Annotated in this window: 24 protein-coding genes; 12 read left to right on the top strand and 12 right to left on the bottom strand. The window is 68.5% G+C overall.

All coding sequences use genetic code 11. The features are described 5' to 3' along the window. Positions 1-18: 18 nt before the first annotated feature. Positions 19-387, top strand: coding sequence for a hypothetical protein (locus tag AC3A3X_RS11305; protein WP_487583123.1), 369 nt, complete (start codon positions 19-21; stop codon positions 385-387). A 90-nt stretch (positions 388-477) separates the two neighbouring features. On the opposite strand, the gene AC3A3X_RS11300 is transcribed toward AC3A3X_RS11305, so the two are convergent. Both AC3A3X_RS11300 and AC3A3X_RS11295 read right to left on the bottom strand, forming a co-directional pair. Next, positions 478-1,116: a response regulator gene (locus AC3A3X_RS11300; RefSeq protein ID WP_487583122.1), complete on the bottom strand. Its 639-nt coding sequence runs from the start codon at positions 1,114-1,116 to the stop codon at positions 478-480. Between the two features lie 10 nt (positions 1,117-1,126). Next, complete coding sequence (locus AC3A3X_RS11295) at positions 1,127-2,230, bottom strand: sensor histidine kinase (protein WP_487583121.1); 1,104 nt, start codon at positions 2,228-2,230, stop codon at positions 1,127-1,129. A 152-nt stretch (positions 2,231-2,382) separates the two neighbouring features. Between AC3A3X_RS11295 and AC3A3X_RS11290 the strand changes: the two genes are divergently transcribed. Together AC3A3X_RS11290 and AC3A3X_RS11285 are read left to right on the top strand one after the other, a co-directional pair. Further along, the gene (locus AC3A3X_RS11290) at positions 2,383-3,072 is read left to right on the top strand and encodes a hypothetical protein (protein WP_487583120.1); all 690 of its coding nucleotides are present in this window, start codon (positions 2,383-2,385) and stop codon (positions 3,070-3,072) included. A 131-nt stretch (positions 3,073-3,203) separates the two neighbouring features. After that, on the top strand, positions 3,204-4,628 hold the full coding sequence (locus AC3A3X_RS11285; protein WP_487583119.1) for an FAD/NAD(P)-binding protein: 1,425 nt from the start codon (positions 3,204-3,206) through the stop codon (positions 4,626-4,628). 223 nt (positions 4,629-4,851) lie between these two features. Here the strand turns inward: AC3A3X_RS11285 and phhA are convergent, their stop codons facing one another. Then, the gene (gene phhA / locus AC3A3X_RS11280) at positions 4,852-5,745 is read right to left on the bottom strand and encodes a phenylalanine 4-monooxygenase (protein ID WP_487583118.1); all 894 of its coding nucleotides are present in this window, start codon (positions 5,743-5,745) and stop codon (positions 4,852-4,854) included. Positions 5,746-5,865: 120 nt separating this feature from the next. On the opposite strand from phhA, the gene AC3A3X_RS11275 reads away from it, so the two are divergent. Further along, positions 5,866-6,342, top strand: coding sequence for an Lrp/AsnC family transcriptional regulator (locus tag AC3A3X_RS11275; protein ID WP_487583117.1), 477 nt, complete (start codon positions 5,866-5,868; stop codon positions 6,340-6,342). 102 nt (positions 6,343-6,444) lie between these two features. Here AC3A3X_RS11275 and AC3A3X_RS11270 read toward each other — a convergent pair whose 3' ends face one another. After that, complete coding sequence (locus AC3A3X_RS11270; RefSeq protein ID WP_487583116.1) at positions 6,445-7,074, bottom strand: glutathione S-transferase family protein; 630 nt, start codon at positions 7,072-7,074, stop codon at positions 6,445-6,447. A gap of 25 nt (positions 7,075-7,099) precedes the next feature. Between AC3A3X_RS11270 and AC3A3X_RS11265 the strand changes: the two genes are divergently transcribed. Further along, complete coding sequence (locus AC3A3X_RS11265; protein WP_487583115.1) at positions 7,100-7,663, top strand: Lrp/AsnC family transcriptional regulator; 564 nt, start codon at positions 7,100-7,102, stop codon at positions 7,661-7,663. Between the two features lie 93 nt (positions 7,664-7,756). Then, positions 7,757-8,821: a pyridoxal-phosphate dependent enzyme gene (locus AC3A3X_RS11260; RefSeq protein ID WP_487583114.1), complete on the top strand. Its 1,065-nt coding sequence runs from the start codon at positions 7,757-7,759 to the stop codon at positions 8,819-8,821. Here the strand turns inward: AC3A3X_RS11260 and fabR are convergent. Then, positions 8,818-9,474, bottom strand: a complete 657-nt coding sequence (gene fabR / locus AC3A3X_RS11255) for an HTH-type transcriptional repressor FabR (RefSeq protein WP_487583182.1) — start codon at positions 9,472-9,474, stop codon at positions 8,818-8,820. The two genes, AC3A3X_RS11260 and fabR, sit on opposite strands and share 4 nt — an antisense overlap. A 113-nt stretch (positions 9,475-9,587) precedes the next feature. Here fabR and AC3A3X_RS11250 point away from each other — a divergent pair, with 113 nt between their 5' ends. Then, complete coding sequence (locus tag AC3A3X_RS11250; protein ID WP_487583113.1) at positions 9,588-10,706, top strand: ferredoxin reductase; 1,119 nt, start codon at positions 9,588-9,590, stop codon at positions 10,704-10,706. Between the two features lie 8 nt (positions 10,707-10,714). Next, the gene (locus AC3A3X_RS11245) at positions 10,715-11,875 is read left to right on the top strand and encodes a fatty acid desaturase family protein (RefSeq protein WP_487583112.1); all 1,161 of its coding nucleotides are present in this window, start codon (positions 10,715-10,717) and stop codon (positions 11,873-11,875) included. A 91-nt stretch (positions 11,876-11,966) separates the two neighbouring features. Here AC3A3X_RS11245 and AC3A3X_RS11240 read toward each other — a convergent pair whose 3' ends face one another. From AC3A3X_RS11240 to AC3A3X_RS11215, 6 genes are all read right to left on the bottom strand, one after another. After that, the gene (locus AC3A3X_RS11240) at positions 11,967-13,016 is read right to left on the bottom strand and encodes a patatin-like phospholipase family protein (protein ID WP_487583111.1); all 1,050 of its coding nucleotides are present in this window, start codon (positions 13,014-13,016) and stop codon (positions 11,967-11,969) included. Between the two features lie 263 nt (positions 13,017-13,279). Further along, on the bottom strand, positions 13,280-14,299 hold the full coding sequence (locus AC3A3X_RS11235; RefSeq protein ID WP_487583110.1) for a TIGR00266 family protein: 1,020 nt from the start codon (positions 14,297-14,299) through the stop codon (positions 13,280-13,282). 88 nt (positions 14,300-14,387) lie between these two features. Continuing rightward, positions 14,388-15,113, bottom strand: a complete 726-nt coding sequence (locus AC3A3X_RS11230; RefSeq protein ID WP_487583109.1) for an ABC transporter ATP-binding protein — start codon at positions 15,111-15,113, stop codon at positions 14,388-14,390. Beyond that, entirely contained in the window at positions 15,110-16,114 is a 1,005-nt protein-coding gene (locus AC3A3X_RS11225) for a hypothetical protein (protein ID WP_487583108.1), read from the bottom strand. The genes AC3A3X_RS11230 and AC3A3X_RS11225 overlap by 4 nt, the downstream gene beginning before the upstream one ends. A 21-nt stretch (positions 16,115-16,135) precedes the next feature. Continuing rightward, positions 16,136-16,831: an aspartate/glutamate racemase family protein gene (locus AC3A3X_RS11220; protein ID WP_487583107.1), complete on the bottom strand. Its 696-nt coding sequence runs from the start codon at positions 16,829-16,831 to the stop codon at positions 16,136-16,138. Beyond that, complete coding sequence (locus AC3A3X_RS11215) at positions 16,828-18,501, bottom strand: M28 family metallopeptidase (RefSeq protein WP_487583106.1); 1,674 nt, start codon at positions 18,499-18,501, stop codon at positions 16,828-16,830. Before AC3A3X_RS11215 ends, AC3A3X_RS11220 begins: the two co-directional genes overlap by 4 nt. 99 nt (positions 18,502-18,600) lie before the next feature. Between AC3A3X_RS11215 and AC3A3X_RS11210 the strand changes: the two genes are divergently transcribed. Beyond that, positions 18,601-19,248 (top strand): DUF2238 domain-containing protein, encoded by a 648-nt coding sequence (locus AC3A3X_RS11210; RefSeq protein ID WP_487583105.1) that lies wholly within the window; start codon positions 18,601-18,603, stop codon positions 19,246-19,248. A gap of 7 nt (positions 19,249-19,255) precedes the next feature. Here the strand turns inward: AC3A3X_RS11210 and AC3A3X_RS11205 are convergent, their stop codons facing one another. Continuing rightward, positions 19,256-20,020: a rhomboid family intramembrane serine protease gene (locus tag AC3A3X_RS11205; protein WP_487583104.1), complete on the bottom strand. Its 765-nt coding sequence runs from the start codon at positions 20,018-20,020 to the stop codon at positions 19,256-19,258. Positions 20,021-20,273: 253 nt separating this feature from the next. Here AC3A3X_RS11205 and AC3A3X_RS11200 point away from each other — a divergent pair, with 253 nt between their 5' ends. From AC3A3X_RS11200 to AC3A3X_RS11190, 3 genes are all read left to right on the top strand, one after another. Next, positions 20,274-21,443, top strand: coding sequence for a class I SAM-dependent rRNA methyltransferase (locus tag AC3A3X_RS11200; protein ID WP_487583103.1), 1,170 nt, complete (start codon positions 20,274-20,276; stop codon positions 21,441-21,443). 148 nt (positions 21,444-21,591) lie between these two features. Next, on the top strand, positions 21,592-22,950 hold the full coding sequence (locus AC3A3X_RS11195; protein ID WP_487583102.1) for a DNA recombination protein RmuC: 1,359 nt from the start codon (positions 21,592-21,594) through the stop codon (positions 22,948-22,950). A gap of 98 nt (positions 22,951-23,048) precedes the next feature. Further along, on the top strand, positions 23,049-23,429 hold the full coding sequence (locus AC3A3X_RS11190) for a hypothetical protein (RefSeq protein WP_487583101.1): 381 nt from the start codon (positions 23,049-23,051) through the stop codon (positions 23,427-23,429). The last annotated feature ends 45 nt before the right edge of the window (positions 23,430-23,474 follow it).

The raw sequence follows: 23,474 nt of genomic DNA, 5'->3' as shown, positions 1-23,474 counted from the left end.
GCCGCGAAAGGATGCCCCATGCGCAACGTTATGGCTTTCGTCTACTTTCTCCTCGGCCTGGTCGGCGCGCTCGACGGCGCAGGCACCACGCTCGTCGCACGCAGCACCGACGATGGCGTCGAGACCCTGCTCAGCAAGACCAGCATCGAAACCGGCAAGGTCCGCTTCGAGTGCGTGCGCAGCGCCAGCGGTCATTGCCACTACGCGTTGTTCACCGGGACGTGCACCACCTCGGCCGCCGGTGCGCACTGCGTCCATCGTCCGGCGGGCAGCTTCGACCTGCCGGTTGGCCAGGTGCGCGAGCGTGCCGATCTGCCCGCGGATTTCCGGCTGTGCGTCAGTCATCGCGACGGGGTTGTCGATGCCGATTGCAAGCCCGCAGGCTGAGCGGCGTTGTCATCCCGAGCGTAGCGAGGGATCTGCTTTCCGCGGCTGTACAGCAGGTCCCTCGCTGCGCTCGGGACGACAGTCGGTTCCTCAGATCACCCGCAGCGTGATCGCCTTGAGCACCGCGCGGGTGCGGTCGCGGGTGTCGAGTTTGTCGAGGATCACCGACACGTAGTTCTTGACCGTGCCTTCGGCGAGGAACATCGCCCGCGCGATCTCCTTGTTGGAATAGCCGCCGGCGAGCAGGCGCAGGATCGCCACCTCGCGCTCGGTGAAGTTCTCGCGCGGCGCTTCGCTGGCGTGGTACTGGTACCTGGCGCGGACCGGGTCGGTGCTGACCGGCTGCAGCAGCGTCTCGCCAGCGGCAAGACGCGCAATCGCCTCGCGCAGGTCCTCCGGGGCGGCGTCCTTGAGCATGAAGCCCTGTGCACCGGCAGCGGTGGCGCGCAGCAGCAGCTCGCTTTCGTCGAAGGTGGTCAGCAGCAGCACCGGCGTGGTGTCGCCGCGCTCGCGCATGCGGCGCAGGGCCTCGATGCCGTCGACACCGGCCATGCGGATGTCGCTCAACACGACATCGACCGGCGTGGTCGCCAGGCGATTGAGCAACTGCGCACCGTCCTCGGCCTCGAACACGACCTCGATGCCGTGGTGCTCGAGCAACGCACGCAGGCCGGCACGGACGATGCCCTGGTCGTCGGCGAGGGCGATGCGGACCGGGGCGGATGTCATAGGTGTGAAGTCATGCAGGCAGGCTCGCCTCGATGCGCAGCGCGCCGCGCGCGGACCTGGACAGGTCGAGGCTGCCGCCGGCGGCGACGATCCGCTCGCGCATGCCGGCCAGGCCGTTGCCTTCGCGCAGCACGCCACGCACGTGGCCGTCGTCTTCGACCTGGATGCGCAGACGACCGGCGTCGCAGCTCAGTTTCACCTGGACGACATAGGCATCGGCATGGCGGATGCTGTTGGTCAGCGCTTCCTGCACCAGTCGCAGGATCGCCTCGGCAACGGCGGGGTCGGTGACCTGCACGCTGTCGTCGATGCTCAGGCGCAGCGACGGCCGTGGCAACGGCGCCGCCAGGGCGCGCAGCGCCGTGCCCAGGTCGAGACCGCGGTCGTGGCGTATCGCCTGGACGATGCCGCGGATGTCGGCCAGCAGTTCACTCGACAACTGCTGGGCAACGACTATCTCCTGACGGCCGGCGAAGGCGGGGTCGGCGGCGAGCGCGCGCAGGTTGAGCGTCATCGCGGTCAGCTTGTGGCCGGCCACGTCGTGCAGCTCTCGGGCGACGCGCAGGCGTTCGTTGTCGCGTGTCGAGTCGGCAAGCAGTGCGCGCGTGGCGAGGAGGTCGGCGTTGACGCGCGCCAGCGCGTCGCGGGCGCGCTCGGCGCTGGTTGCATACCACGAACACAACGCGGCGAAGGCCTGGAAGCCGCCGTGGATGAACACCACCGTCAGCGGCGCGCTGTGGTCGTCGGCCAGCAGCAGGAAGTAGTAGGCGACGTCGACCACGACCACGGCGATCATGGTGGTACGCAGCGACACGGTCATCGCCATCACGGCCGTCCACACCACCAGCAGCACGGGGGCGACCGACGGGCGTGGGTCGAGCCAGATCAGCGTCAGCGCGATCAGCGGCATCAGCACGATGGATAGCGGCCGCAGCCAGGTCACGCGCGGCCACATGTCGGTCACCAGCAGCAGCGCACCGAACGCAACGACCAGGGCCAGACCGTAAGGCAGCCGCTCCGGCGGCATCCAGCGCAATGCCATGCCCACGGCCACCAGGGTGAACAGCCCGGCCAGGTTGAGCGGTTGCAGCAGTGTGCCCAGGCGTTCCTTCATGGCGGCCATGCTGCGACCGCGGCGACGCGTGCGCAATGCCGCCCGTGCAGAAAGTGACTTCCGGCAGGTCGTGGCGATGACCGCGGGCACTGCACCGGGCGATGGCGTCGGCGCAGCGTGGTCGCACCTGCGATGAACCGGGATCGGCAGCCATGGCACCTTATGAAGTCCTCGTTTCCGTTCACGGCGCGATCGGCGTGATCGCACTGGTCACGTTCTGGAGCAACGCCCTCCTGCGCAAGGGCACCGCTGCGCACCGGCGCGTCGGCCGCGTGTTCCTGCTGGCGATGGCCGGAATCCTCGTCACTGCGGCGCCGATGGCGTGGATGACCTTCCGCAACGGGCGCCCGGTCACGTCCGCATTCCTCGGCTACCTGGTGGTGATCACCGCCGTCGCGGTGTGGTGCCAGTGGCGTGCGATCCGCGACCAGGACAACGTCGTCCGCTACACCGGGCCGGTCTATGTCGGATTTGGCGTGCTGTCGCTGCTGTCGGGCCTTGCGGTGCTGGTGCTTGGCATCCGCGTCGGCGCGCCGCTGCTGATGGGCTTCTCGGCAGTCGGACTGGTCAGTGGCGCAGAGCATCTCTACAAGTGGCGGCACCGCGAGCAACTGGGTGCGCGCAAGGACTGGTGGCTGGTCGAGCACTACAACGCCGTGCTCGGCAATGGCGTCGCCACCCACATCGCCTTCCTCTCGATCGGGCTTCCGCGCCTGCTGCCGTCGGCCGGCGGCGGCGTGTTGACGACGCTGGCGTGGTTTGGCCCGCTGCTGGTGGCGGTGATCGCGAAGGTGCTGATCGATCGACGCTGGAAGCCGCGGACGTTCGCGCAAGCGTCGTGAACTCCGTCAGCGGATATGGCGATCGGTTATGACGCGCTGAAAAACCGTTCCGAGCAGATAACCGCAGATTTACCTCTGCCCTGGCGCATCCGGTTACCAATGGACGCCCGACAGCGACGGAGACAACGGTCATGCGGATCAGCATCATCGGCGCCGGCTTCAGCGGCTGCGTGCTGGCCACCGAACTGGCGCGCGCCGCGCCGGCCGGTGTGGACATCCAGCTCGTCGGCACGCCCGACAGCTACGGCCGTGGCGTCGCCTATGGCGAGGCACGGCCGGAGCACCTGCTCAACGTCCGGGCGCGCGACCTGGGCGCGACTGCCGACCATCCCGGCGAGTTCGCCGACTGGCTCAGCCTGACCGAACGCGCACGCCACAGCTTCCTGCCGCGGCTGGTCTATGGCGAATACCTGCATTCACGCCTGCACGGCGCCGCGCAGGTGTCGCTGGCGGCGCTGGCCAGGGTCGAGCAGGAGGCGATCGCGATCCAGCGCGATGCCGGCGCCTTCCGCATCCATCTCGCCGACGGCGCCGACTTCCTCAGCGATGCCGTGGTGCTGACCGTTGGCGCGCTGCCGCCACAGCCGCTGGCGGGCGTAGGGCCGCGGCTTGCGGTGCATCCCAGCTACCTTGCCTGGCCCTGGCAGAACGGCCTGGACGGCACGGGCGCGATCGACCACGTGCCGCCGGGCGCCCGTGTGCTGATCATCGGCACCGGGCTGACCATGGCCGACGTGGTGACGACCTTGCACCGGCGCGGTCATCGCGGGCCGATCACTGCGCTCTCGCGACACGGGCTGTTGCCCCATGCCCACAGCGAAGACCCGATCGCCGCGATCGCACTGCCGCCGACGGTGCTGCAGGCAATCAGCAGCCACGATCTGCCGCAGCTGGTCCGCGCGCTGCGCACGCTGACGCCGATCGTTCCGGACTGGCGAGCGCTGATCGATGCGCTGCGACCGTACATCCAGGGTTTCTGGCACGGCCTGCCGCAGCCCAGGCGCAGCCAGTTCCTGCGTCACCTGCGTGCCTACTGGGAGGTGATGCGCCATCGACTGGCGCCGGCGCTGGCCGGCGAGATCGACGAACTGCGCGTGCGCGGCAAGCTGCGCATCCGGGCCGGACGCATGTTGCGCGCGCGTCGCGGCGGCGATGCGATCGAAGTGCTGATCCGCGAACGCGGCTTCTCCCACGCCAGCAGCGAGCAGTTCGACGTGCTCATCCGCGCCACCGGTTTCGACACGGACCTGGAGCGCACCAGCCACCCGCTGGTCGCGCAGCTGCGCGACGCGGGAATGCTCAGTGCCGATCCGCTCGGGCTGGGGATCAACGCCTCGCCGCGGTTCGAGGCGCTCGATGGCAATGGTGCTCCGGTGCGCGGGCTTTATGCGCTGGGACCGTTGCTGCGCGCACAGCTGTGGGAGATCACGGCCGTGCCCGAGTTGCGCGTTGCGGCGCGGGCGTTGGCGAAGCAGTTGCTGGCGTCGGCGGCGGCTCGTCAGTCTGGCGAGCGACGCAATCCGCAGTGGCTGGCGGTGCAGAACTGCCCGGCCTAGGGTGGCGACGTGTTTGGGTCCCCGCTCTGGCGGGGATGAGAAGCAAGGGCAGATGGATCCCGGCTTACGCCGGGATGACGTGAGGGAAGCGGGACGCTACGGGCCTGGATCCCGGCGTGCGCCGGGACGACGTGCGGGAGTCAGGAACGCTGCTGGCCTGGATCCCGGCTTTCGCCGGCATGACGTAGGGCGGGATGACGGGGAGGCCGTTGGCGGCGCAGTCTCAGACGTCGCCGTCCGTCGCCCAGCCTTCGCCGGTGCCGCGGTTGAAGACCGTGTCGGTGGCCAGCACGCTGCCTGCCGGGATCGACTCCTGCTGCGCCAGGCTCGCATAGATCGGGGTGAAGTCCGGCGTGGTCGCTTCCATCAACTGCTCGTAGCTGTCGATGACGAAGTAGGTCTTCTGGTAGGTATCGATGCGGTAGCGCGTGCGCATGATCCGCTCGAGGTCGAACCCGATGCGGTTCGGCGAGGCGCTCTCCAGGCAATGGATCGACTCGCCCTTGGACGAGACGATGCCGCTGCCGTAGATGCGCAGGCCATCAGGCTGGCGGATCAGGCCGAACTCGACCGTGTACCAGTACAGGCGGGTGAGATTGACCAGCGCGTCCGGGCCGATCCCGTGCGCCTTCACCCCGCCGCGGCCGTAGGCCTGCATGTAGTCGGCGAAGACCGGGTTCATCAGCAGCGGCACGTGGCCGAACAGGTCGTGGAACAGGTCCGGCTCGGCCAGGTAATCGAGCTGCTCGGGCTTGCGGATCCACCAGGTCACCGGGAAGCGGCGGTTGGCCAGGTGATCGAAGAACGTCAGCTCCGGCAGCAGGCCTTCCACGCCGACCAGCTCCCAGCCGGTGGCCTTGCGCAGCATGCGGTTGAGGTCTTCGAACTTCGGGATGCGGTCGGGCGTCATCCCCATCGCTTCCTGGGTGCGCAGGAATTCGTCGCTGGCGCGGCCGACGAGGACTTCGCGCTGACGCTTGAACAGGGTCGCCCAGACGTCGTGGTCGGCCTGGCTGTAGCTCGACCACGGCTGCTCGACCACGGACGTCGTGTACACCGGCACGTAGCCCTTGTCGGTGAGCTGGTGTTCGACGCGATTGGGAGTCGTGGCGTTCATGGGGGCTCCTGTGCTGAATACCGACTTTAGCGGCCGGGGCGCGCAATAAGCTTGCGTAGTTGCGTGTGTATCCGGTTACGGCGCAATATTCTTGCTCAGATGGCGAAACAGGCGCACGAAATGGCTTCCGTCGAACTAGATCGCACCGACCTCCTCGTGCTCGCCGAACTGCAGCGCAGCGGCCGCCTGACCAACGCCGAGCTGGCCGAGCGCGTGCACCTGTCGGCATCGGCCTGCCTGCGCCGCGTGCAGCGCCTGGAGCGCGAGGGGGTGATCGCCGGCTACCGCGCCGAGGTCGATCCCGACCGTCTGGGGCTGGGCCTGCAGGCGTTCGTGCGCGTGCAGCTGGTGCGCCACGACAGCGAGGCGATCGCCGCCTTCGTCGATTTCGTCAAGGACTGGGACGAAGTGGTCGCCTGCCATGCCCTGACCGGCGACATGGATTACCTGCTGCAGATCGTCGTGCAGGACCTGGAGCACTTCTCGCGCTTCCTGCTCGACCGCCTGCTCAACCAGGCCGGTGTCGCCGACGTCAACTCGAGCTTCGTGCTGCGCACGGTGAAGGCCTTCCGCGGCATGCCGCTGCCGGCACGCTGACCCACCTTGTAGGAGCGAGCTTGCTCGCGAAGGCGCCGGTGTGCGCCGTGTACTTGTTCGCGAGCAAGCTCGCTCCTACAAGGCACAAGGCACAAGGCGGGGCTAGTCGTGCGTGTCGCCCGACAGCGGCGTCGCCTGCATCGAGGGCCGCGCCGCGAACGCGTCGAACCATGCCGCCAGGCGCGGCCGCCCGTCGCGAAAACCAGGCAGCCCGCGGAACTCCAACCAGTCCAGCGTCGTGGCGAGCGCGACATGCCCAACATGCTGCGCATTGGTGTCGAGCTCACGTTCGAGCCAGTCGTAGCTGCTCAGCAGCTTGGCGATGTAGCCGTCGCGCAGTGGTGGATAGCGAAGTTCTTCCGGGCGCCGCACCGTTTCCCAGCGCACCGCGATGCCGGCGTCGGCCAGACCCTGCGCGGTGGCCTGCACGCGCAGCGCCTGCCAACGCTGCTCACCGGCGGCGGGAATCAAGCGAGGCCCGCCGTGCAACGTGTCCAGATACGCGCAGATCACGTCGGAATCGAACAGGGGAGGCAGACCCGGGCGCAGCAGCACCGGCACCTTGCCGAGCGGATTGCGCGCGAACACGTCCTCGTTGCGGCGGGTCGGGCTGGTTTCGTGATGGACCACTTCGATCGAGCCGGCAAGGCCCGCCTCGTGGGCGAACACCAGCGCCTTGCGCGCGTACGGCGAGTGGGTCTGGTACAGGAGCTGCATCTGGGGGAGCTGCATGGCGGCCAACGTCGGGTGTCAGGCCTTGAATACTGGCGTCGCCACCGTGCAGGTTCGCAGCATTGTGCCCGGCCTGCGCGCGCATTTCCTGCACGCACGCTCGGCTAAGCTGCGCGCCATGGAACTCGACCGCTTCGATCGCCAGCTGCTGAACCTGGTCCAGGAGGATTGCGGACAGACCGCCGAACGCCTGGCCGAGCACGTGGCGCTGTCGCCATCGGCGATCCAGCGCCGGCTGCGGCGACTGCGCGAGAACGGTGTGATCGAGCGCGAGTCGGCGATCGTCGATCCGCGGGCGGTGGGCCGGCCGACGCTGTTCATCGTCTCGCTGCAGGTCGAGCGCGAGCGCCCCGACCTGATGGCGCAGCTGCGCAAATGGCTGGCCGCGCAGGAGCACGTGCAGCAGGCGTTCTACGTGACCGGCGAGGCCGACTTCGTCCTCGTCGTCACCGCGCCCGATGCCGAGACCTACGATGCGCTGATGGGCCGGCTGGTCAGCGAAAACCCCAACGTCGCGCGCTTCACCACCAACGTGGCGATGAGCGTGGTCAAACGCGGGCTGACGATTCCGGTGCCGCTGGAGGAATGATTGCGGCGTTGTGGCGGTCTGTCGCACCGCTTCGCCGCAACGGGCCGAGGTTATCGTTGCAACACGGCTAATGGACACTGGCAGAGTGGTGACATGGAACGCACGACACACGACACCGCAGCGGACTTCGCCTTGCTGTTCCCGGATTACCGGCCGACGGCGCTGATCGAGCTGCCGCAGCTGGCCAGGACCGCGCGCGTAGGCCGCGTCCTCGCCAAACTCGAAAGCCAGCGACCCTTCGGCAACTTCAAGGTGCTGGGCGGGATGATCGCCGGGCTGCGCGCGCTGATGCGCGCCAGCGGTGCGGCGTCACTGCAGGACCTGCTCGCCGCTGCCACGCGTGCGACGCCTCTGCCGCGACTGATCTGCGCAAGCGATGGCAACCATGGCCTGTCGGTGGCGCTGGCCGCGCAGCGCGCAGGCTCGGAAGCGTGCATCTACCTGCCATCGTCCGTCGGTCCGCTGCGCGTGCAGCGCATCGTCGATCGCGGCGCGCGGGTCGTCATCGTCGATGGAACCTACGACGATGCCGTGGATGCCGCAGCCGCGGTGGCCGCATCCGGCGACGGCTTGCTGATCGCCGATACCGACCCCGACCCCGGCAACCTCGTGGTCGCCGATGTCATGGCCGGCTACCGGTTGATCGCCGACGAGGCGGGAGTGCAGTTGCGCGAGCTGGGCGTGCGGCCGGGTCATGCCTTCATCCAGGCCGGGGTCGGCGGGCTCGCCGCGGCCATGGCCGACGGTTTGCGCGGGCACCTGCGCGATGGCGGGCGCCTGGTCGTGGTCGAGCCGCAAAGCGCTGCCTGCGTCGGCCGCGCGCTGGAAGCCGGCGAGCCGACACTGTTGGAGGGCGACCTGCACTCGGTCGCCGAAATGCTCGCCTGCGGCCTGGCCTCGGCGGCCGCCCTGCCTGCCCTGCGTCGCGCCGACGCGACAGCAGTGGCCGTCGACGAGTCCGGGCTGGCCGAGGCGGTGTACCTGTTGCGGGAGGCTGGCGGACCGGAGTCGACGCCCTCGGGCGCCGCCGGGCTGGCAGGGTTGCTGCGGGTCGCCGGGGATCGGGCCCTGGCGCAGGCTCACGGCCTGGGCAGCGACAGCGAGGTGTTGATCCTGGTCACCGAGGCGGCGCCCAAGCTTGACGAAAATTCGGCCTAACTCGCGGCCAACGTCCGTGATCCTGCAATGATCATGCGAACCATCATGGTCAGCTGACGGATCAGCTCCGGGTCTTTCCCGGGCGGCGAGTCCATCGCCGCCGCACCCATTGCGAACACGAGACGGGTAATGGCCTTGGCCACCAGCGCCGGTTCGCGCAGGGTGATGCCCTGGGCCCGGGTCAGGCGGATCAGGTCGACCCGCAATTCTTCCTCGAAGAAGTTCAGCTCACGGTCGACCGCGTGCTTGAAGGCGTCCGAGCCGACCGTGCCCTCGCGCAGCAGCACGTGCAGCAGCTTGTCGTCGGCGCGGACCTGTTCCATGAACGCTTCCACCGAACTGCGCACGATGCTGCGATCGGTCTTCGCCCGGTAACGCGCCTCGCCCACGATCTTGCGCAGGGAGCGGCCGGCCAGGTCGATCAGCGCCACGGCCAGCTCGTCGGTGTCGCGGAACTGGCGGTAGAAGCTGTTGGGGGCGATCCCGGCCTCGCGGGCGATCTCGCGCAGGCTCAGGGTCGAGACGCTACGGTGCGGGCCGATCAGCTTCAGCGCCGCGGCGAGGATGTCCTCGCGCGAAATCGAAGCCTTGCGACCAGCCGCGTGTTCGCCTTCGGCAGGCTCGCTTTTGGCAAGCGTGGCGGGGCCAGGCAGTTCAGGACGTTGGGTCACGAAGTCGGCTGGGCTGATCGAAGCTGGCATCATACGCGGGACCTATTAATGCACACATGTATACACACTTGTATGTGTGACTGTATAGTGGCCCCATGAACGCTGTCACCCGCCCCCGGCCCCCCCGAGCCGCCCGCGCGAGAAGTCCGCTGTCGCTGCTGCGCGCCTGGGTCGCCCCGGATGTCTTCGATTTCTGGGCCTCGCACCTGCACCCGACCTGGTCCTGGAACCGCCCGCTGGCGCGGATCGTCGCCAAACAGGCCCAGTCGCGCGATGCCGTCACCCTGCTGCTGCAACCCAATCGCCACTGGCGCGGCTTCCTGCCCGGCCAGCATGTCAACCTGGGCGTGGAAATCGACGGCGTGCTGATGACCCGCAGCTACAGCCTCAGCGACGCCCCGCGCGCCGACGGCCGCATCGCGGTGACGGTCAAGCACATCGAAGGCGGCCGCCTGAGCCGTCACCTGTGCCAGGACGCGCGCGTCGGCGACGTGGTCGATCTCGGCCAGGCCTTCGGCGAGATGACGTGGGCGAAGGGTGCCGACGGCGCCTGGTTGTTCCTTGCCGCCGGCAGCGGCATCACGCCGCTGATGGCATTGATTCGCGCACACGCGGCGAAGGAAATGCCGACGGCGCTGACGCTGCTCTACTGGGCACGCAGTCGCGACGAGCTGTGCTTCGTCGACGAGCTGCGCGCGCTGGCGCAGCGCTACCCGCAGTTCAACGTGCACTTTGTCCTGACCCGCGAGAGCGAACTGGCCGAGGGTGAGCGCAGCGGACGCATCGGCGGCGCACTGCTGTCGGATCTCGTTCCCGACCTTGCCCAGCGCGGTGTGTATGCCTGCGGCCCGGGCGGCTTCGTCGACAGCGCACGCGCATTGGTCGCGCCGAACGCACGCAGCTTCAGCGCCGAGGCATTCACGCCGCCGCCGCGCGACATCGAAGCGGAGGCAGATGGCCACGTTGAAGTCACCCTCGCCGCCAGCGGACGCACGCTGAGTGTGTCTCGTGGGCAGTCGCTGCTGACCGCACTGGAAAGCCAGGGCTTGAAGCTCGCCAGCGGCTGCCGCATGGGCATCTGCAACACCTGTGCCTGCGGCAAGGTTTCCGGCACTACCCGCCATCTGCATACCGGCGACGCCATCGGCGAGCCGGTGTCCGCGCTGAGGCTGTGCGTCAACGCCGCCAGCAGCGACCTCGTACTCGACCTGTGAGCGATCGAATGACCGCCCCGACTCTAAGCAAGCATGCCGCAAAGAAGCATCGCAACCGCCCGTTGACACCGGCCGAACTCGACCGTTTCGGCGAGGAGCTCGACGCCCTGCGCGCGCGCACCGTCGCCACCCTCGGCCAGCGCGACGCCGATTACATCCGCACCATAGTCAAGGCGGTGCGCTACATCGGCGTCGCCGGTCGCGTTGTGCTGTTCGCCGGCGCAATCCTCGGCAGCACGCTGCTGCCGGCGCTGTTCTGGCCGGGCTGCATTGCCGGCACGCTGCTGCTGGCGCTTGCCAAGATCCTGGAGAACATGGAGCTGGGCCACAACGTCATGCACGGCCAGTACGACTGGATGCGCGACCCCCATCTCGATGGCAAGACCTACGAGTGGGACATCGCCGGCACCAGCGACAACTGGCGCAAGACGCACAACTACAAGCACCACACCTACACCAACGTGCGCGGCATGGACGACGACATCGGCTATGGCCTGCTGCGGATCTTCCCCGAGCAGCGCTGGCGCCCGTTCTACCTGGTGCAGCCGATCGTGGCGGTGGTGTTCGCGCTGCTGTTCGAGTGGGGCGTGGCGATACAGGACCTGAAGGTCGGCCGCTGGATCGCCGGCAAGACCAGCAACGCGCAGATGCGCAAGGCGCTGCGCCCGGTCGCGCGCAAGATGGGCCGCCAGGTGGTGAAGGACTACCTCGTGTTCCCGCTGCTGGCCGGTCCGTTCTTCCTGCCGGTGCTGCTGGGCAACGTGGTGGCCAACGTCCTGCGCAACCTGTGGACCTACATGATCATCTTCTGCGGCCACTTCACCGCGGACGTCGAGACCTTCCCGAAGGAATCGGTGCGCAACGAATCGCGCGGCCACTGGTACCTGCGCCAGCTGCGCGGCTCGTCGAACATCGCCGGCGGCCGCCTGCTCAACGTGATGTCCGGCAACCTGAGCCACCAGATCGAGCACCACTTCTATCCCGACGTGCCGGCCAACCGCTATTCGCAGATGGCGACGGAAGTGCGCGAGATCTGCGCGCGCTACGGCCAGCACTACAACACCGGCTCGCTGCCCAAGCAGTTCGGCGAGGTGATCTGGCGGATCCTGCGTCACGCTTGGCCGAGCCGGCCGCGGAAGACGGCACCGCTGGTGCGGCAAGAGGCCTGATAGCCCCTCCCCCTGCGCGCAGGGGGAGGCTGGGAGGGGGTCGAGGCCGAAGGCCGAGTGGCCTCCGCAAGCTTTCAGACCACCGGAAACCTCAGGGCGCCGACGCCTGCGCCGCCTCGCACTTGCTGTCGCGACCGAACAGGTTGCCCAAGCGGAAGCCTTCCTTCTCGCATTCCGGATCGACTTTCACAGGCACAACCACCGGCACCTTCGCCGCCTGAGCCGCAACCCGCGCGCTCTGCATCTGCGCCAGCTTCGCGCGGATCTGCGGAATCGCCGCCAGTGTCGCGCGCTCGCCTTCCATGATCGCGTTGTTGCGCTGTTCGAAATCGGCCGGGCCGATCTCGTTCACGCTCGGGCGGATGACGACATCGGCGCGCGCCAGCTCCTGCTGGCCCAGGCGCTGGCCCATGATCGTGATCGACTGGTTGATGTTGCCCAGCACGCTGCCCGGGTTCTTGCCGCTGGCCTTGCTGGAAATGTCGACGGCGACGACGAAGTCGGCACCGAGCTGGCGCGCCGCATCCACCGGCACCGGGCTGACCACGCCGCCGTCGACGTAGTGGTACTGGCCGATGGTCACCGGCTCGAACACGCCGGGGATGCTGCTCGATGCCCGCACTGCCTGGCCGGTGTTGCCGCGCACGAACACCGTGCGCTCGCCGGTTTCCAGTTGCGTGGCGACCGCCGCGAACGGCTTGCGCATCTGCTGGATCGTCTTCTGCCCGACCTGCTGGTTGACGTAGTCCTGCAGCTTCTGGCCCTTCACCACGCCGCCGGAGAACAGGCTGTAGTCGCGGATCTGCGCCTCGTCGAGGGCGAAGGCCTGCTTCTGCATGGCGAAGGCGTCCATGCCGCTGGCGTACATCGCACCGACCACGCTGCCGGCGCTGGTGCCGGACACGACCTCGGGCTGGAAGCCGTTGGCTTCGAGCATCTTGATCACGCCGATGTGGGCGAAGCCCTTGGCTGCACCACCGCCGAGGGCCACACCAATCCGGATCTTCGGCGGCGGCGCCACAGGCGGCACGACCACCACCGGCGGCGGCGTCGGCTTGACCGCCTCACCGCCCCCGCAGGCAGCGAGCAGGACGGCGATGGAGGCCAGCAGCAGCGGGCGCAGGGCGGTGGAGGGCTTCATGGGGAACAAGGCGCTCAGGGCGATCAGCGGCGCAGCATACACGCGGGGAGGCGGGGGAAATCGGACTGCGGTAGCAACCATTCACCCGCTGTCTCGCGCCTCACCCGTCATCTCCCCGTAACCCGTCATCCCCCCGCAACCCGTCATCCCCGCGCAACCCGTCATCCCCGCGAAGGCGGGGACCCAGTGCCTCTGCTTCGAACTGTGAGCAAAGCAAGTCGCTGGGTTCCCGCCTTCGCGGGAATGACGGGATATGGGGAGGCTCAGAAGCCGTTGTCGCCGTCGAGGATCCGACCGAGCCCACCCAGCACCGAGCCCTCGCCACGATTCTGCCCGCCACCTTGCGGCGCCGCCGCCAGCATCCGGCCGGCCATGCGCGAGAACGGCAGCGACTGCAGCCAGACCTTGCCCGGTCCGGTCAGCGTCGCCAGGAACACGCCCTCGCCGCCGAACAGCATGCTTTTGATGCCGCCGACCGCGCGCACGTCCATCTGCACGCTGTCGTGGAAGGCCATCACGCAGCCGGTGTCGACATCCAGCCGTTCGCCGGCGCGCAGCTCGCGCTCGACCACGGTGCCGCCGGCATGGACGAACACCCAGCCGTCGCCCTCGAGCTTCTGCATGATGAAACCCTCGCCGCCGAACAGGCCGGTGAGGATCTTGCGCTGGAAGTGGATGCCGACGGTGACGCCGCGCGCGCCGGCCAGGAAGCTGTCCTTCTGGCAGATCAGGCGGCCGCCGTGCTCGTCGAGCTTCATCGCCAGCACCGTGCCCGGGTACGGCGCGGCGAACGCGACGCGCGCCTTGCCGTTGCCGGCGTGGGTGAACACCGTGGTGAACAGGCTCTCGCCGGTCAGCACGCGCTTGCCGGCCGACATCAGCTTGTCCATGAAGCCGCCGCCCTGGCCGGTATGGCGACCGTCGCCGAACACCGTGTCCATCTGGATCGAGGCGTCCTTGTACATCAGCGCGCCGGCTTCCGCTATCGCGCTTTCGCCCGGGTCGAGTTCGACCTCGACGAACTGCATGTCGTTGCCGACGATGCGGTAGTCGATGTCGTCGCTGCGCCCGCGCGACGGCGGCGGCGACGGCGGCAGGTGCGCGGGCGTTGTGTCGACCGACTCGGCGAACTCCGGCACCGACTTCACCGCCTGCCAGCCGGCCATTCCCTCGCGCCAGCACAGGTCGTTGGGATTGCGGCGCGCATGCGCCTGCGCGGCGGCCAGGTCGAGCGGGCCGATGCGCTGCGTGCTACCGGCGGGGACGAAGTACCACTGCGACATGACGGCATCCTGCGGGGGTATGGAAGCGGCGAGTTTAGCCGTGCCCGCCGCTGCCGAATCGGCCGGAAGTCATCCGCGAATCCCGAGTTCAGGCCAGCGCCTGGACCATGGCCTGTTCCAGCGAGCGCTCCGGATCGCGACGGATCTCGTCCAGTTCGCTCAGTTCCCAGCTGCGGCGCAGCCGCCCCTCGACCAGCAGCAGCGCGCGGTCGATGAACCGCTCGGCGACGTCGAGCGAATGCGTGGCCAGCAGCGCGGTCGTGCCGCGCTCGCTGCACAGGGCCCGCAAGTGGTTCTTGAGGGCGTAGGCGCTGGCCGGGTCGAGGCCGTTGAGGGGCTCGTCGAGCACCAGCAGCGGCGGTTCGCCCAGCAGGCCCAGGGCAACGCCGAGCTTCTGCCGCGTGCCCAGCGAGCACTCGGCCACCGGGTGATCGAGCATAGGTGTCAGCGAAAGCACGTCGCAAAGCCGCTGCGTGCTGTCGGGAATCCGGTCCAACCCGCGCGCGCCGGCGAACAGCTGCAGGCATTCGCGGCCGGTCAGCAAGGGTGGCAGACGGCCGGGATCCACGGTCATGCCCAGCTGCTGCTTCGCCATCCGCGGATCCAACGCCAGATCGATTCCATTGATCCGGATCCACCCTCGGCGCGGCGCCAGCACTCCCGCCAGGCACTGCAACAGCGTGGTCTTGCCGGCGCCATTGGGGCCGATCAGCGCAACGAACTCGCCACGGAGCAGCTGTAGGTCGATGCCGTCCAGCACCGGCCGCTGCGCGTAGCCGAAGCAAACCTGGTCCAGCTGAAGGATGGGGGTCATGGCGAGCGCCGAAAAAGTGGAAGGCAGAACCGCAGTGCAGGTAGCGACAGCACGGCCAGCGAGACGCACCAAGCCGTCATCAGCCCACTCACCGCGCCGCACAGACATGCTCCGGCCGCCGCCCACGTCAGCGCGCAAGCCAAAGCGAAAGCGGGATAGCGCAAAGCTGCGGCGAGAACTCGCCGGAGTGGCGCAGGCGCGGCCCGCAAGAGTTGGATCGACTCCAGCGCGACTTCTGCAGCGGCACGCAGCACGACCGCCATCCACGCCAGCGACAACACCATCAGCAGCGGCCCGAGGGCGGACAACGGCGCTGCGCCGGTCGGCATCGCCAGCAGCAGCACGCCGGCAAGCCAGGCATTTCCACCTTGCCGCCAGCGCGACAGCGCCGCGCGGCGTTGCCAGTCGAACAGGCAAGGCAGGCGAGGGTCGCCGAGTCCGTCGAGCGTCAGGGCCGCCTGTCGGCGCCCGCCAGTCGACCGCGGACGCGATGGACGCGACCGCGCGCGCAAGCCGATCAGTCCCAGCGCGGCACCGGCGCCGACGCCGGTGGAAACGACGATCAGTGCTGCCCCGATCAGGTCAAAGCGTCTTGCAACGGTCGCGACGAGGGTCAATGCAACCGTACATGCGCATAGAACCGCCAGCGCCAGGCCGATGCCGAACAGGAGTAACGCGTGGCGCGACTGCCGCGGCGGCACGGGTGCTGCGGCCCACCAGCCGGTGTGCAGCTCGTGCGCGAGCGCCTGCACCCGCCGTCGCAAGCCCATGCCGACCAGCATCGCCAGCAGCAACGCGATCGCCACCGGCCACCGCGCGATCATCTTCAGGCTCGCCTCGGCGGCGGCCAGGGGTGCGGGCCCGAAGCTGGCGGCGCTGGCGACGATCGGCGCGAGGACCATCAGGCCCAGCAACGCCAGCGCCGGAACCCGCAGCCACTGCACACCGGGCCGTCGCGACCAGGTCAGTCGTTGTTCGGCGAACCAGGGATGCCAGCTCATGACGTCATGCCTGGCTGAAACTCAGCCGTCCGACAGCGCTGCCAGCGCCGCATGCCGTGCGTGCAGTGCTGCGGTGTCGAACAGCGGCACGCTCGCATCATCGTTGCCGACCAGCAGTCCGATCTCGGTGCAGCCCAGGATCACGCCCTGGGCGCCGCGCGCGACGAGGTTGGCGATGATCCGGCGGTACTGCTCGCGCGACTCGTCGCGGACCTGACCAAGGCACAGTTCGTCGTAGATCACGCGGTGGACGATGCCGCGGTCGTCGGCTTCCGGTACCAGCACGTCCAGACCGTGGCCGGCCAGGCGCTGGCGGTAGAAGTCCTGCTCCATCGTGAAGCGGGTGCCGAGCAGGCCCACGCGCTGCAGGCCCTGGGCGCGGATCTCGTTGGCGGTGGCGTCGGCGATGTGCAGCAAGGGCAGGCCGCTGGCGGCTTCCACCGCGTCGGCGACCTTGTGCATGGTGTTGGTGCAGATCACCAGCAGCTCGGCGCCGCCGGCGCGCAGTGCGCGTCCGGCGTCGGCGAGGACCTGGCCGGCGGTGTCCCAGTCGCCGCTCATCTGCAGGCGCTCGATCTCGGCGAAGTCGACGCTGTACAGGATCAGCCGCGCCGAGTGCAGGCCGCCCAGCTGCTGCTTCACGGTCTGGTTGATCAAGCGGTAGTACGGCACCGTCGATTCCCAGCTCATGCCGCCGATCAGACCCAGCGTCCTCATCGGGTGTGTGCCTCGGCTTTGGCGGCGGCCTGCCTGCCGAAGCGCTCTCCGAAGAAGTCGCCGGCGTTCCAGGCCGGACGCTGTGGCGCGTCGGCGATCAGGCTGCCGATGCGGGCATTGAGCCGGGCCAGTCGCGCCGCGTCGGCGTACTGGATCGGTTGGCTGGTGTCGTCACCGGGCTGGTGGTAGCGCTGGCGCAGGAATTCTTCCTGGATCTTCTGCGCGCCCTCGCCTTTGTAGCCTCCGTCCAGATACACCGCCGGCACGCCGGCGCGGATGAAGGCGTACTGGTCGCTGCGCACGAACACCACCTCTTCCGGCGACGGATCCGGCGAGAGGTCGACGCCCACTTCCTTGGCCGCCTGCTGCACCAGCGCCTGCAGGCTGGAGTGCTCGATGCCGATCGGGACGACGTCGGCGGTCGGCGCCAGCAGCATCGGCATGTCCATGTTGACGTTGGCCACGAGCGCTTCGCGCGGCACGGTCGGATTGCGGGCGAACCACTCCGCACCCAGCAGGCCCTTCTCCTCGGCGGTCACGGCGACGAACAGCAGCGAGCGCTGCGTCGGTTCCGGTGCGTGGGCGAGGCGGTTGGCGGCTTCCAGCATCACCGCGATGCCAAGTGCGTTGTCGAGCGCGCCGTTGTAGATCGCGTCACCGTTGACCGGCGCGCCGATACCGACGTGGTCGAGGTGGGCGCTGAACACCACGTACTCGGCTTTCTTCGCCGCGTCCGTGCCGTCGATGCGGGCGACGACATTGCGCGAGTCCACCGGCGTGATCAGCGTGCGCGCCGCCAGCCTGACCGTGCCCGGAAGTTCGAACGCGCGCAGCTTGCCATCGCGCAGATCCTGGAACAGGCCCTTGGCGCTGCGGCCGTTGGCCGACAGCAGGGCATCGGCACTGGCGGCGCTGATGCCGGCGGCCACCTTCAGCTGCGGCCAGGTATCGATACCCTTGCCGTCGCTGCCGCGCAGGCGCATGCCCGGGCGGTTCCAGTTGCTGGCGCTGCGCGCCCACGGACGCTTCTTCTCGTCGTCATCGCTTTGCACCACGATCACGCCGACGGCGCCGCGGCGGACCAGTTCCTCGGCCTTGGTGCGACTGGAGGAATAGAAGGCGCGGCGATCATTGTCGAAGCGCGCCGGCGCACCGTTGAACAGCACCGCGATCCTGCCCTTGACGTCGACCCCGGCGAAATCGTCGTGGTCGAGCTCCGGGGCGTACACGCCCTGCCCCACGAACACCGCCTGCGCTTCCACGTGCGCGTCGGCCTCGTTGTAGTTGACGTTCGGCAGGAACTGCTCGCGGAACTCAAGTGCACGGCTGCGGCCGTCGCGATTGATCACCAGCTCGTTGCCTTCGGCCTGGATCACGCCACGCAGCATCGGCACGCGCTGGAAGTAGCTGCCGTCGTCGCCCGCAGGAGCCAGTCCGGTTGCGCGCATGCGCTGCGCGACATACAGCGACGCCAGGTCATAGCCGCGCGTGCCGGCCTCACGGCCTTCGAGCAGGTCGTCGGCGAGGAAGCGCACATCGGCTTCGATGCGAAACGCATCGGCCCCGGCGTTGGCGTCGTAGGCCTCCTTCGTCTGGGCAATGGGCGCGGTCGCCTCACGTTGGCAGGCAACGAGCAGGAAGGCGAGGCTTAGCAATGCGGCAGTGCGCATGTCGGATCCTATTGCCGAGGTCAGGGCGCGACGCTAGCACCGCGGGCCTGTCGGGCCAAATGCTGGCCGGGCTATGCTCGGCCGCACCGGAGGACCGCCATGACGTCAGTTGTTGCTTCCCTGCCCGCCCACCACATCGCGCAGCCACCCGCGCGCGGCGAGGCCTGGGGACTGGTCGCCGTGGTCGTTGGCGCCCTGCTCTGGTCGGCCTTCGCCCCCAGGGACCGGCTGACCTGGTTCATGGAAGTGGTGTGGGTGATCGTCGGCCTGCCGGTGGTGATGCTGGCCTGGCGACGCTTTCCGTTGACGCGACTGCTGTGCTGGCTGCTCGCCGCGCACGCGCTGGTGCTGATCTACGGCGGGGCCTACACCTACGCCGAAACGCCGCTGGGATTCTGGTTGCGCGACCTGCTCGGCTTCTCGCGCAACCCCTGGGACCGCGTCGGTCACCTGATGCAGGGCTTCGTCCCGGTGATCCTCGCCCGCGAGCTGCTGCTGCGCAGCACGCCGTTGCGTCGGGGCGGTTGGCTGGTCTACCTGGTGCTGGCCTCGGCGTTGAGCTTCAGCGCGCTGTTCGAGTTGATCGAGTGGTGGGCCGCGCTGATCTACGGCGCCGACGCCGATGCATTCCTCGCCACCCAGGGCGATGTCTGGGATACGCAGTGGGACATGTTCCTGTGCCTGTGCGGGGCGATCGCGTCGCTGCTGCTGTGGTCGCGACTTCACGACCGCCAGCTGGGACGCTGACGCCGACTCAGGGCTCCCGGCGCGGGGGGAAGCGCAGCACGGTGCCGTGCTGCTGGTCCGGGCGGTTCCACAGCACGGGCACTTCGCGCGGGCTGGGCGGTTCGAGTTCGTCGACTGCCGGGACCATCGAATCCTCTTCGTCTTCCCAGCTATAGCGCTTGCGCGGCGGCAGCGGATCCACCCGGCGCAGCAGCCACGCCGCCAGCACGCCCGCCGCAGCGCCGCCCAGGTGCGCCTGCCAGGACACGCCCGGCTCGCGCGGCAGGACAGTGAGCAGCATGCCGCCATAGAACATGAAGGCCAGCATCGCCGCGGCGATGCTGGCGCGATCGCGGCGCAGCAGGCCGAGTACGAACACCAGGAACATCAGGCCATGGCTGAGGCCGCTGGCGCCCAGATGATGCGAGCCCGGATCGCCAAGCAGCCAGGCACCGAGGCCCGAACCCACCCAGATCAGCGGCAGCGCCCGCAGCGTGGCGCGCGGGTACAGGCCGCCGGCGAGCGTGCCGAGCATCAGCAGGGCGATCGAATTAGCCGCCAGGTGCTCGAACGAGCCGTGCAGCAGCGGCGCGGCCAGCACGCCCAGCAACCCCTGCAGCGACCACGGCTGCACGGCCCAGGCGGCGACGTCGAAATGGCCCTGGGCGCTGAACACTGCCGCCAGCACCAGCACGAAGGCCAGGCTGAGGTTGAAGGCGCGCAGCCAGCGGTGCTTGTCGGCCTTGCGCTGGGCCGGGGTGTCGGGGACGGCTTCGGGCGTGGGCAGGTGCATGTTGAGCACATTGATCCGGCTGGCGGCGAAAACAAGCTGGGGCGGCGGGTTTCAATATCCCGAACCTCCACTTCCCGTCATTCCCGCGAAGGCGGGAACCCAGTGTCGTGGGCCTTCCGGATGATGGAGAGCCCAAAGTCGCTGGGTTCCCGCCTTCGCGGGAATGACGATTTCGGATGACGGTTTCGCTCGAATACCGGTTTGCGGCGGGGTTTACCAAGCAGCGGACACCCCCACCCCGTAAAATGCCCCGATGAACGCCCCCTACCCCGCTGTACGCCTCAAGAACGCCTGGAAATCCACCCACCCCTGGATCTTCCAGCGCCTGGTCGAAAAGCCCGCGCAGAAGCCCAAGCCCGGCACGATCGTCGATGTCTACGGGGTCGAGGGCGACTGGATCGGCCGCGGCTTCTACAACGGCCACTCGCGCATCGCCGTGCGCATCCTGGAAACCAACCCCGACGTCGAGGTCGACGCCGGCTGGTTCGCGCGCAAGATCGCCGAGGCCGTCTCGCTGCGCCGCGACGTGCTCAAGCTCGACGCCGTCAGCGACGCCTGGCGCGTGTGCCACAGCGAAGGCGACGGCCTGTCGGGCCTGGTCGTCGACCGCTACGGCGACTTGCTGGTGGTGGAGTTCTTCAGCGCCGGCATGTTCCGCCACCGCGAATGGATCTACGACGCGCTCAAGGCGCAGTTCCCGGGTTGCCGCTTCTACAGCTTCGCCGACGAGCACGTGCAGAAGCAGGAAAGCTTCGACTTCCGCGGCAGCGAACCGGTGCAGCCGGAGGTGATCAGCGAGTACGGCATCAAGTTCCGCGCCGACCCCGCCGGTGCCCACAAGACCGGTTTCTTCGCCGACCAGCGCGAGAACCGCGAGTGGCTGTCGCAGCAGGTCGAAGGCAAGCGCGTGCTCGACCTGTGCTGCAACACCGGCGGTTTTGCCGTCTACGCCGCCGCGCGTGGTGCCGGCGAGGTCATCGGCGTGGACATCGACGCCGACGTGATCGAGATCGCCAAAGCCAACGGCAAGCTCAACAACGTGCGCCCGCGCTTCATCCAGGCCGACATCTTCCCGTGGCTGCGCGATGCCGGCATCCGCGGCGACCAGTTTGATGTGGTCATCCTCGACCCGGCCAAGATGACGCGCGATCGCGAGCAGGTCATTCCGGCGCTGAAGAAGTACCTGGACATGAACAAGCTCGCCATGGGCGTGGTCAAGCCGGGCGGGCTGTTCGCGACGTTCTCGTGCACCGGCCTGGTCAGCGAGGAGCAGTTCCTCGACATGCTGCGCCGTGCCGCGTACTACGCCGGACGCACCGTGCAGGTGCTGAAGGTGGCCGGCGCCGGCGCCGACCATCCTTGGCTGGCGCAGGTGCAGGAGTCGCGCTACCTCAAGGCCGTGTTCTGCCGCGTGGTCGATTAGCCACCACCCGTTGTAGGAGCGAGCTTGCTCGCGATCAGCCCATTCGCTGCGGAATCGCAGGTTCGCGAGCAAGCTCGCTCCTACCCCCATGGCTGTAGCCGGGCAAGGCGTTCTCGGGGATTGAGACCGGACCGGCTAGACTGACGCCATGCCCGATCCGTCCCTGCTGCTGCTCGTCCTGCTCGTCGCGGTGATCACCGCGATCGTCCTCCTCGTCATCCTGTTGCTGCGCAAGCCCGAAGGCCAGTTCGACCGCCTCGAGCATGCCCTTCGCGAGGAACAGCGCGACGGCCGCGGCGAATTGCGCCAGCAGCTCGACAGCTTGTCGATGCAGCAGGAGCAGCGCATCGAAGGCTTCGCCACGCGACTCAACGACGCCGCCGCGCGCACCGACCAGCGCCTGGAAGACCTGCGCGAAGCGCTGACCGAGGATGCGCGCAAGGCGCGCAGCGAGACTGCACTGGCGTTGAAGGACTTCGCCACCGCGCTCGACAGCCGCGTCGGCGAGCTGACCCGCAACAACGAAACGCGCCTGGGCGAGATGCGCACCACCCTGGAAGCCAGGCTGCGGGAACTGCAGGCCGACAACTCCGCCAAGCTCGAACAGATGCGCGCCACCGTCGACGAGAAGCTGCACGCGACACTGGAAACCCGCCTCAGCGAAAGCTTCGGCAACGTCACCCAGATGCTGGCGCAGGTGCACCAGGGCCTGGGCGACATGAACAAGCTCGCCGCCGACGTCGGCGGCCTGCAGCGCGTGCTGACCAACGTGAAGTCGCGCGGCGTGTTCGGCGAAGTGCAGCTGGCCGGCCTGCTCGAACAGGTGTTCGCTCCCGACCAGTACGCTTCCAACGTCGCTACCGTGCCCGACAGCACCGAGCGCGTCGAATTCGCCGTGCGCTTTCCTGGTTCGTCGGGCGACGCCCCGGTGTGGTTGCCGATCGACGCCAAGTTCCCGCGCGAAGACTACGAGCGCCTGCTGGACGCCCAGGAGCGCGGCGAACCGGAGCTGGCGCGCGCTGCCGGCGACGCGCTGGAGCGTCGCGTCCGCCACGAGGCCGCCCGTATCCGCGAGAAATACATCGCGGTGCCGCACACCACCGAGTTCGGAATCCTGTTCCTGCCCACCGAAGGCCTGTACGCCGAAGTGTTGCGTCGCCCGGGCCTGGTCGACGCCCTGCAGCGCGACGTGCGCATCGCCGTGGCCGGCCCGACCACGCTGCTGGCGCTGATGACCAGCTTCCAGATGGGCTTCCGCACGCTGGCGATCGAGAAGCGGTCGAGCGAGGTCTGGCAGACCCTGGGCGCGGTCAAGACCGAGTTCGCGAAGTTCGGCACCGTCCTCGACGGCGTCAAGAAGAAGCTCGACGAAGCCAGCAACAAGATCGATGAAACCGGCCGCCGCACCCGCGTGCTGACCCGCAAGCTGCGCGATGTCGAAGCGCTGCCAGCCGAGGAAAGCCTGCGCCTGATCGGGCCGGACATCGAAGACCAGACCGACGATTGAGCTGCGTGCGCCCTGCCCCGTCGTCGTCCCGTCTGGACCCCACACCACCGTCGTCCCGGCGAACGCCGGGACCCAGGCCGACAGCGCCAACGGTCGCAGTGCTCCTGATCATCACAGCCCTGTCAGCGTGGCCACTGCTGACAGGCGCCCCCTGGCTCGAATCAGAACTCCCGGGCGGATTGCCTGCAGGCAACGCACTGTCCGCACTCTGCCTGTGCGCGTTGGCGGCCGTGCCGGTTGCGATGAGCGCGCGAGGCACCGCGCTCAGGCGCGCATCGCTGGCCATGCTGCTCGCGGCTGTGGCATGGCTCCCGGTATCGATCCTGCTCGCCGGCAACCTGGCCCTGAACTTTTCAGGTGGTCGCGGCGACATATGGTTGATGGTGACGTTCGCCGTTGTCGCCGGCGTGATGTGCACGCTGGCCTGGGCGACGATCGCTGCGACGGTGGCGATGTGCCGGCGCTGGACGTCGAGGTGAGCTCGGCCCCGCTCAACGGCAAGAGCAAGAGCACATGGATCCCGG

The organism is Lysobacter sp. Soil_N_23 (assembly GCF_057656135.1).
Note: the sequence above shows the minus strand (reverse complement) of the source record. Positions and strands in the feature narration are given on the sequence as shown.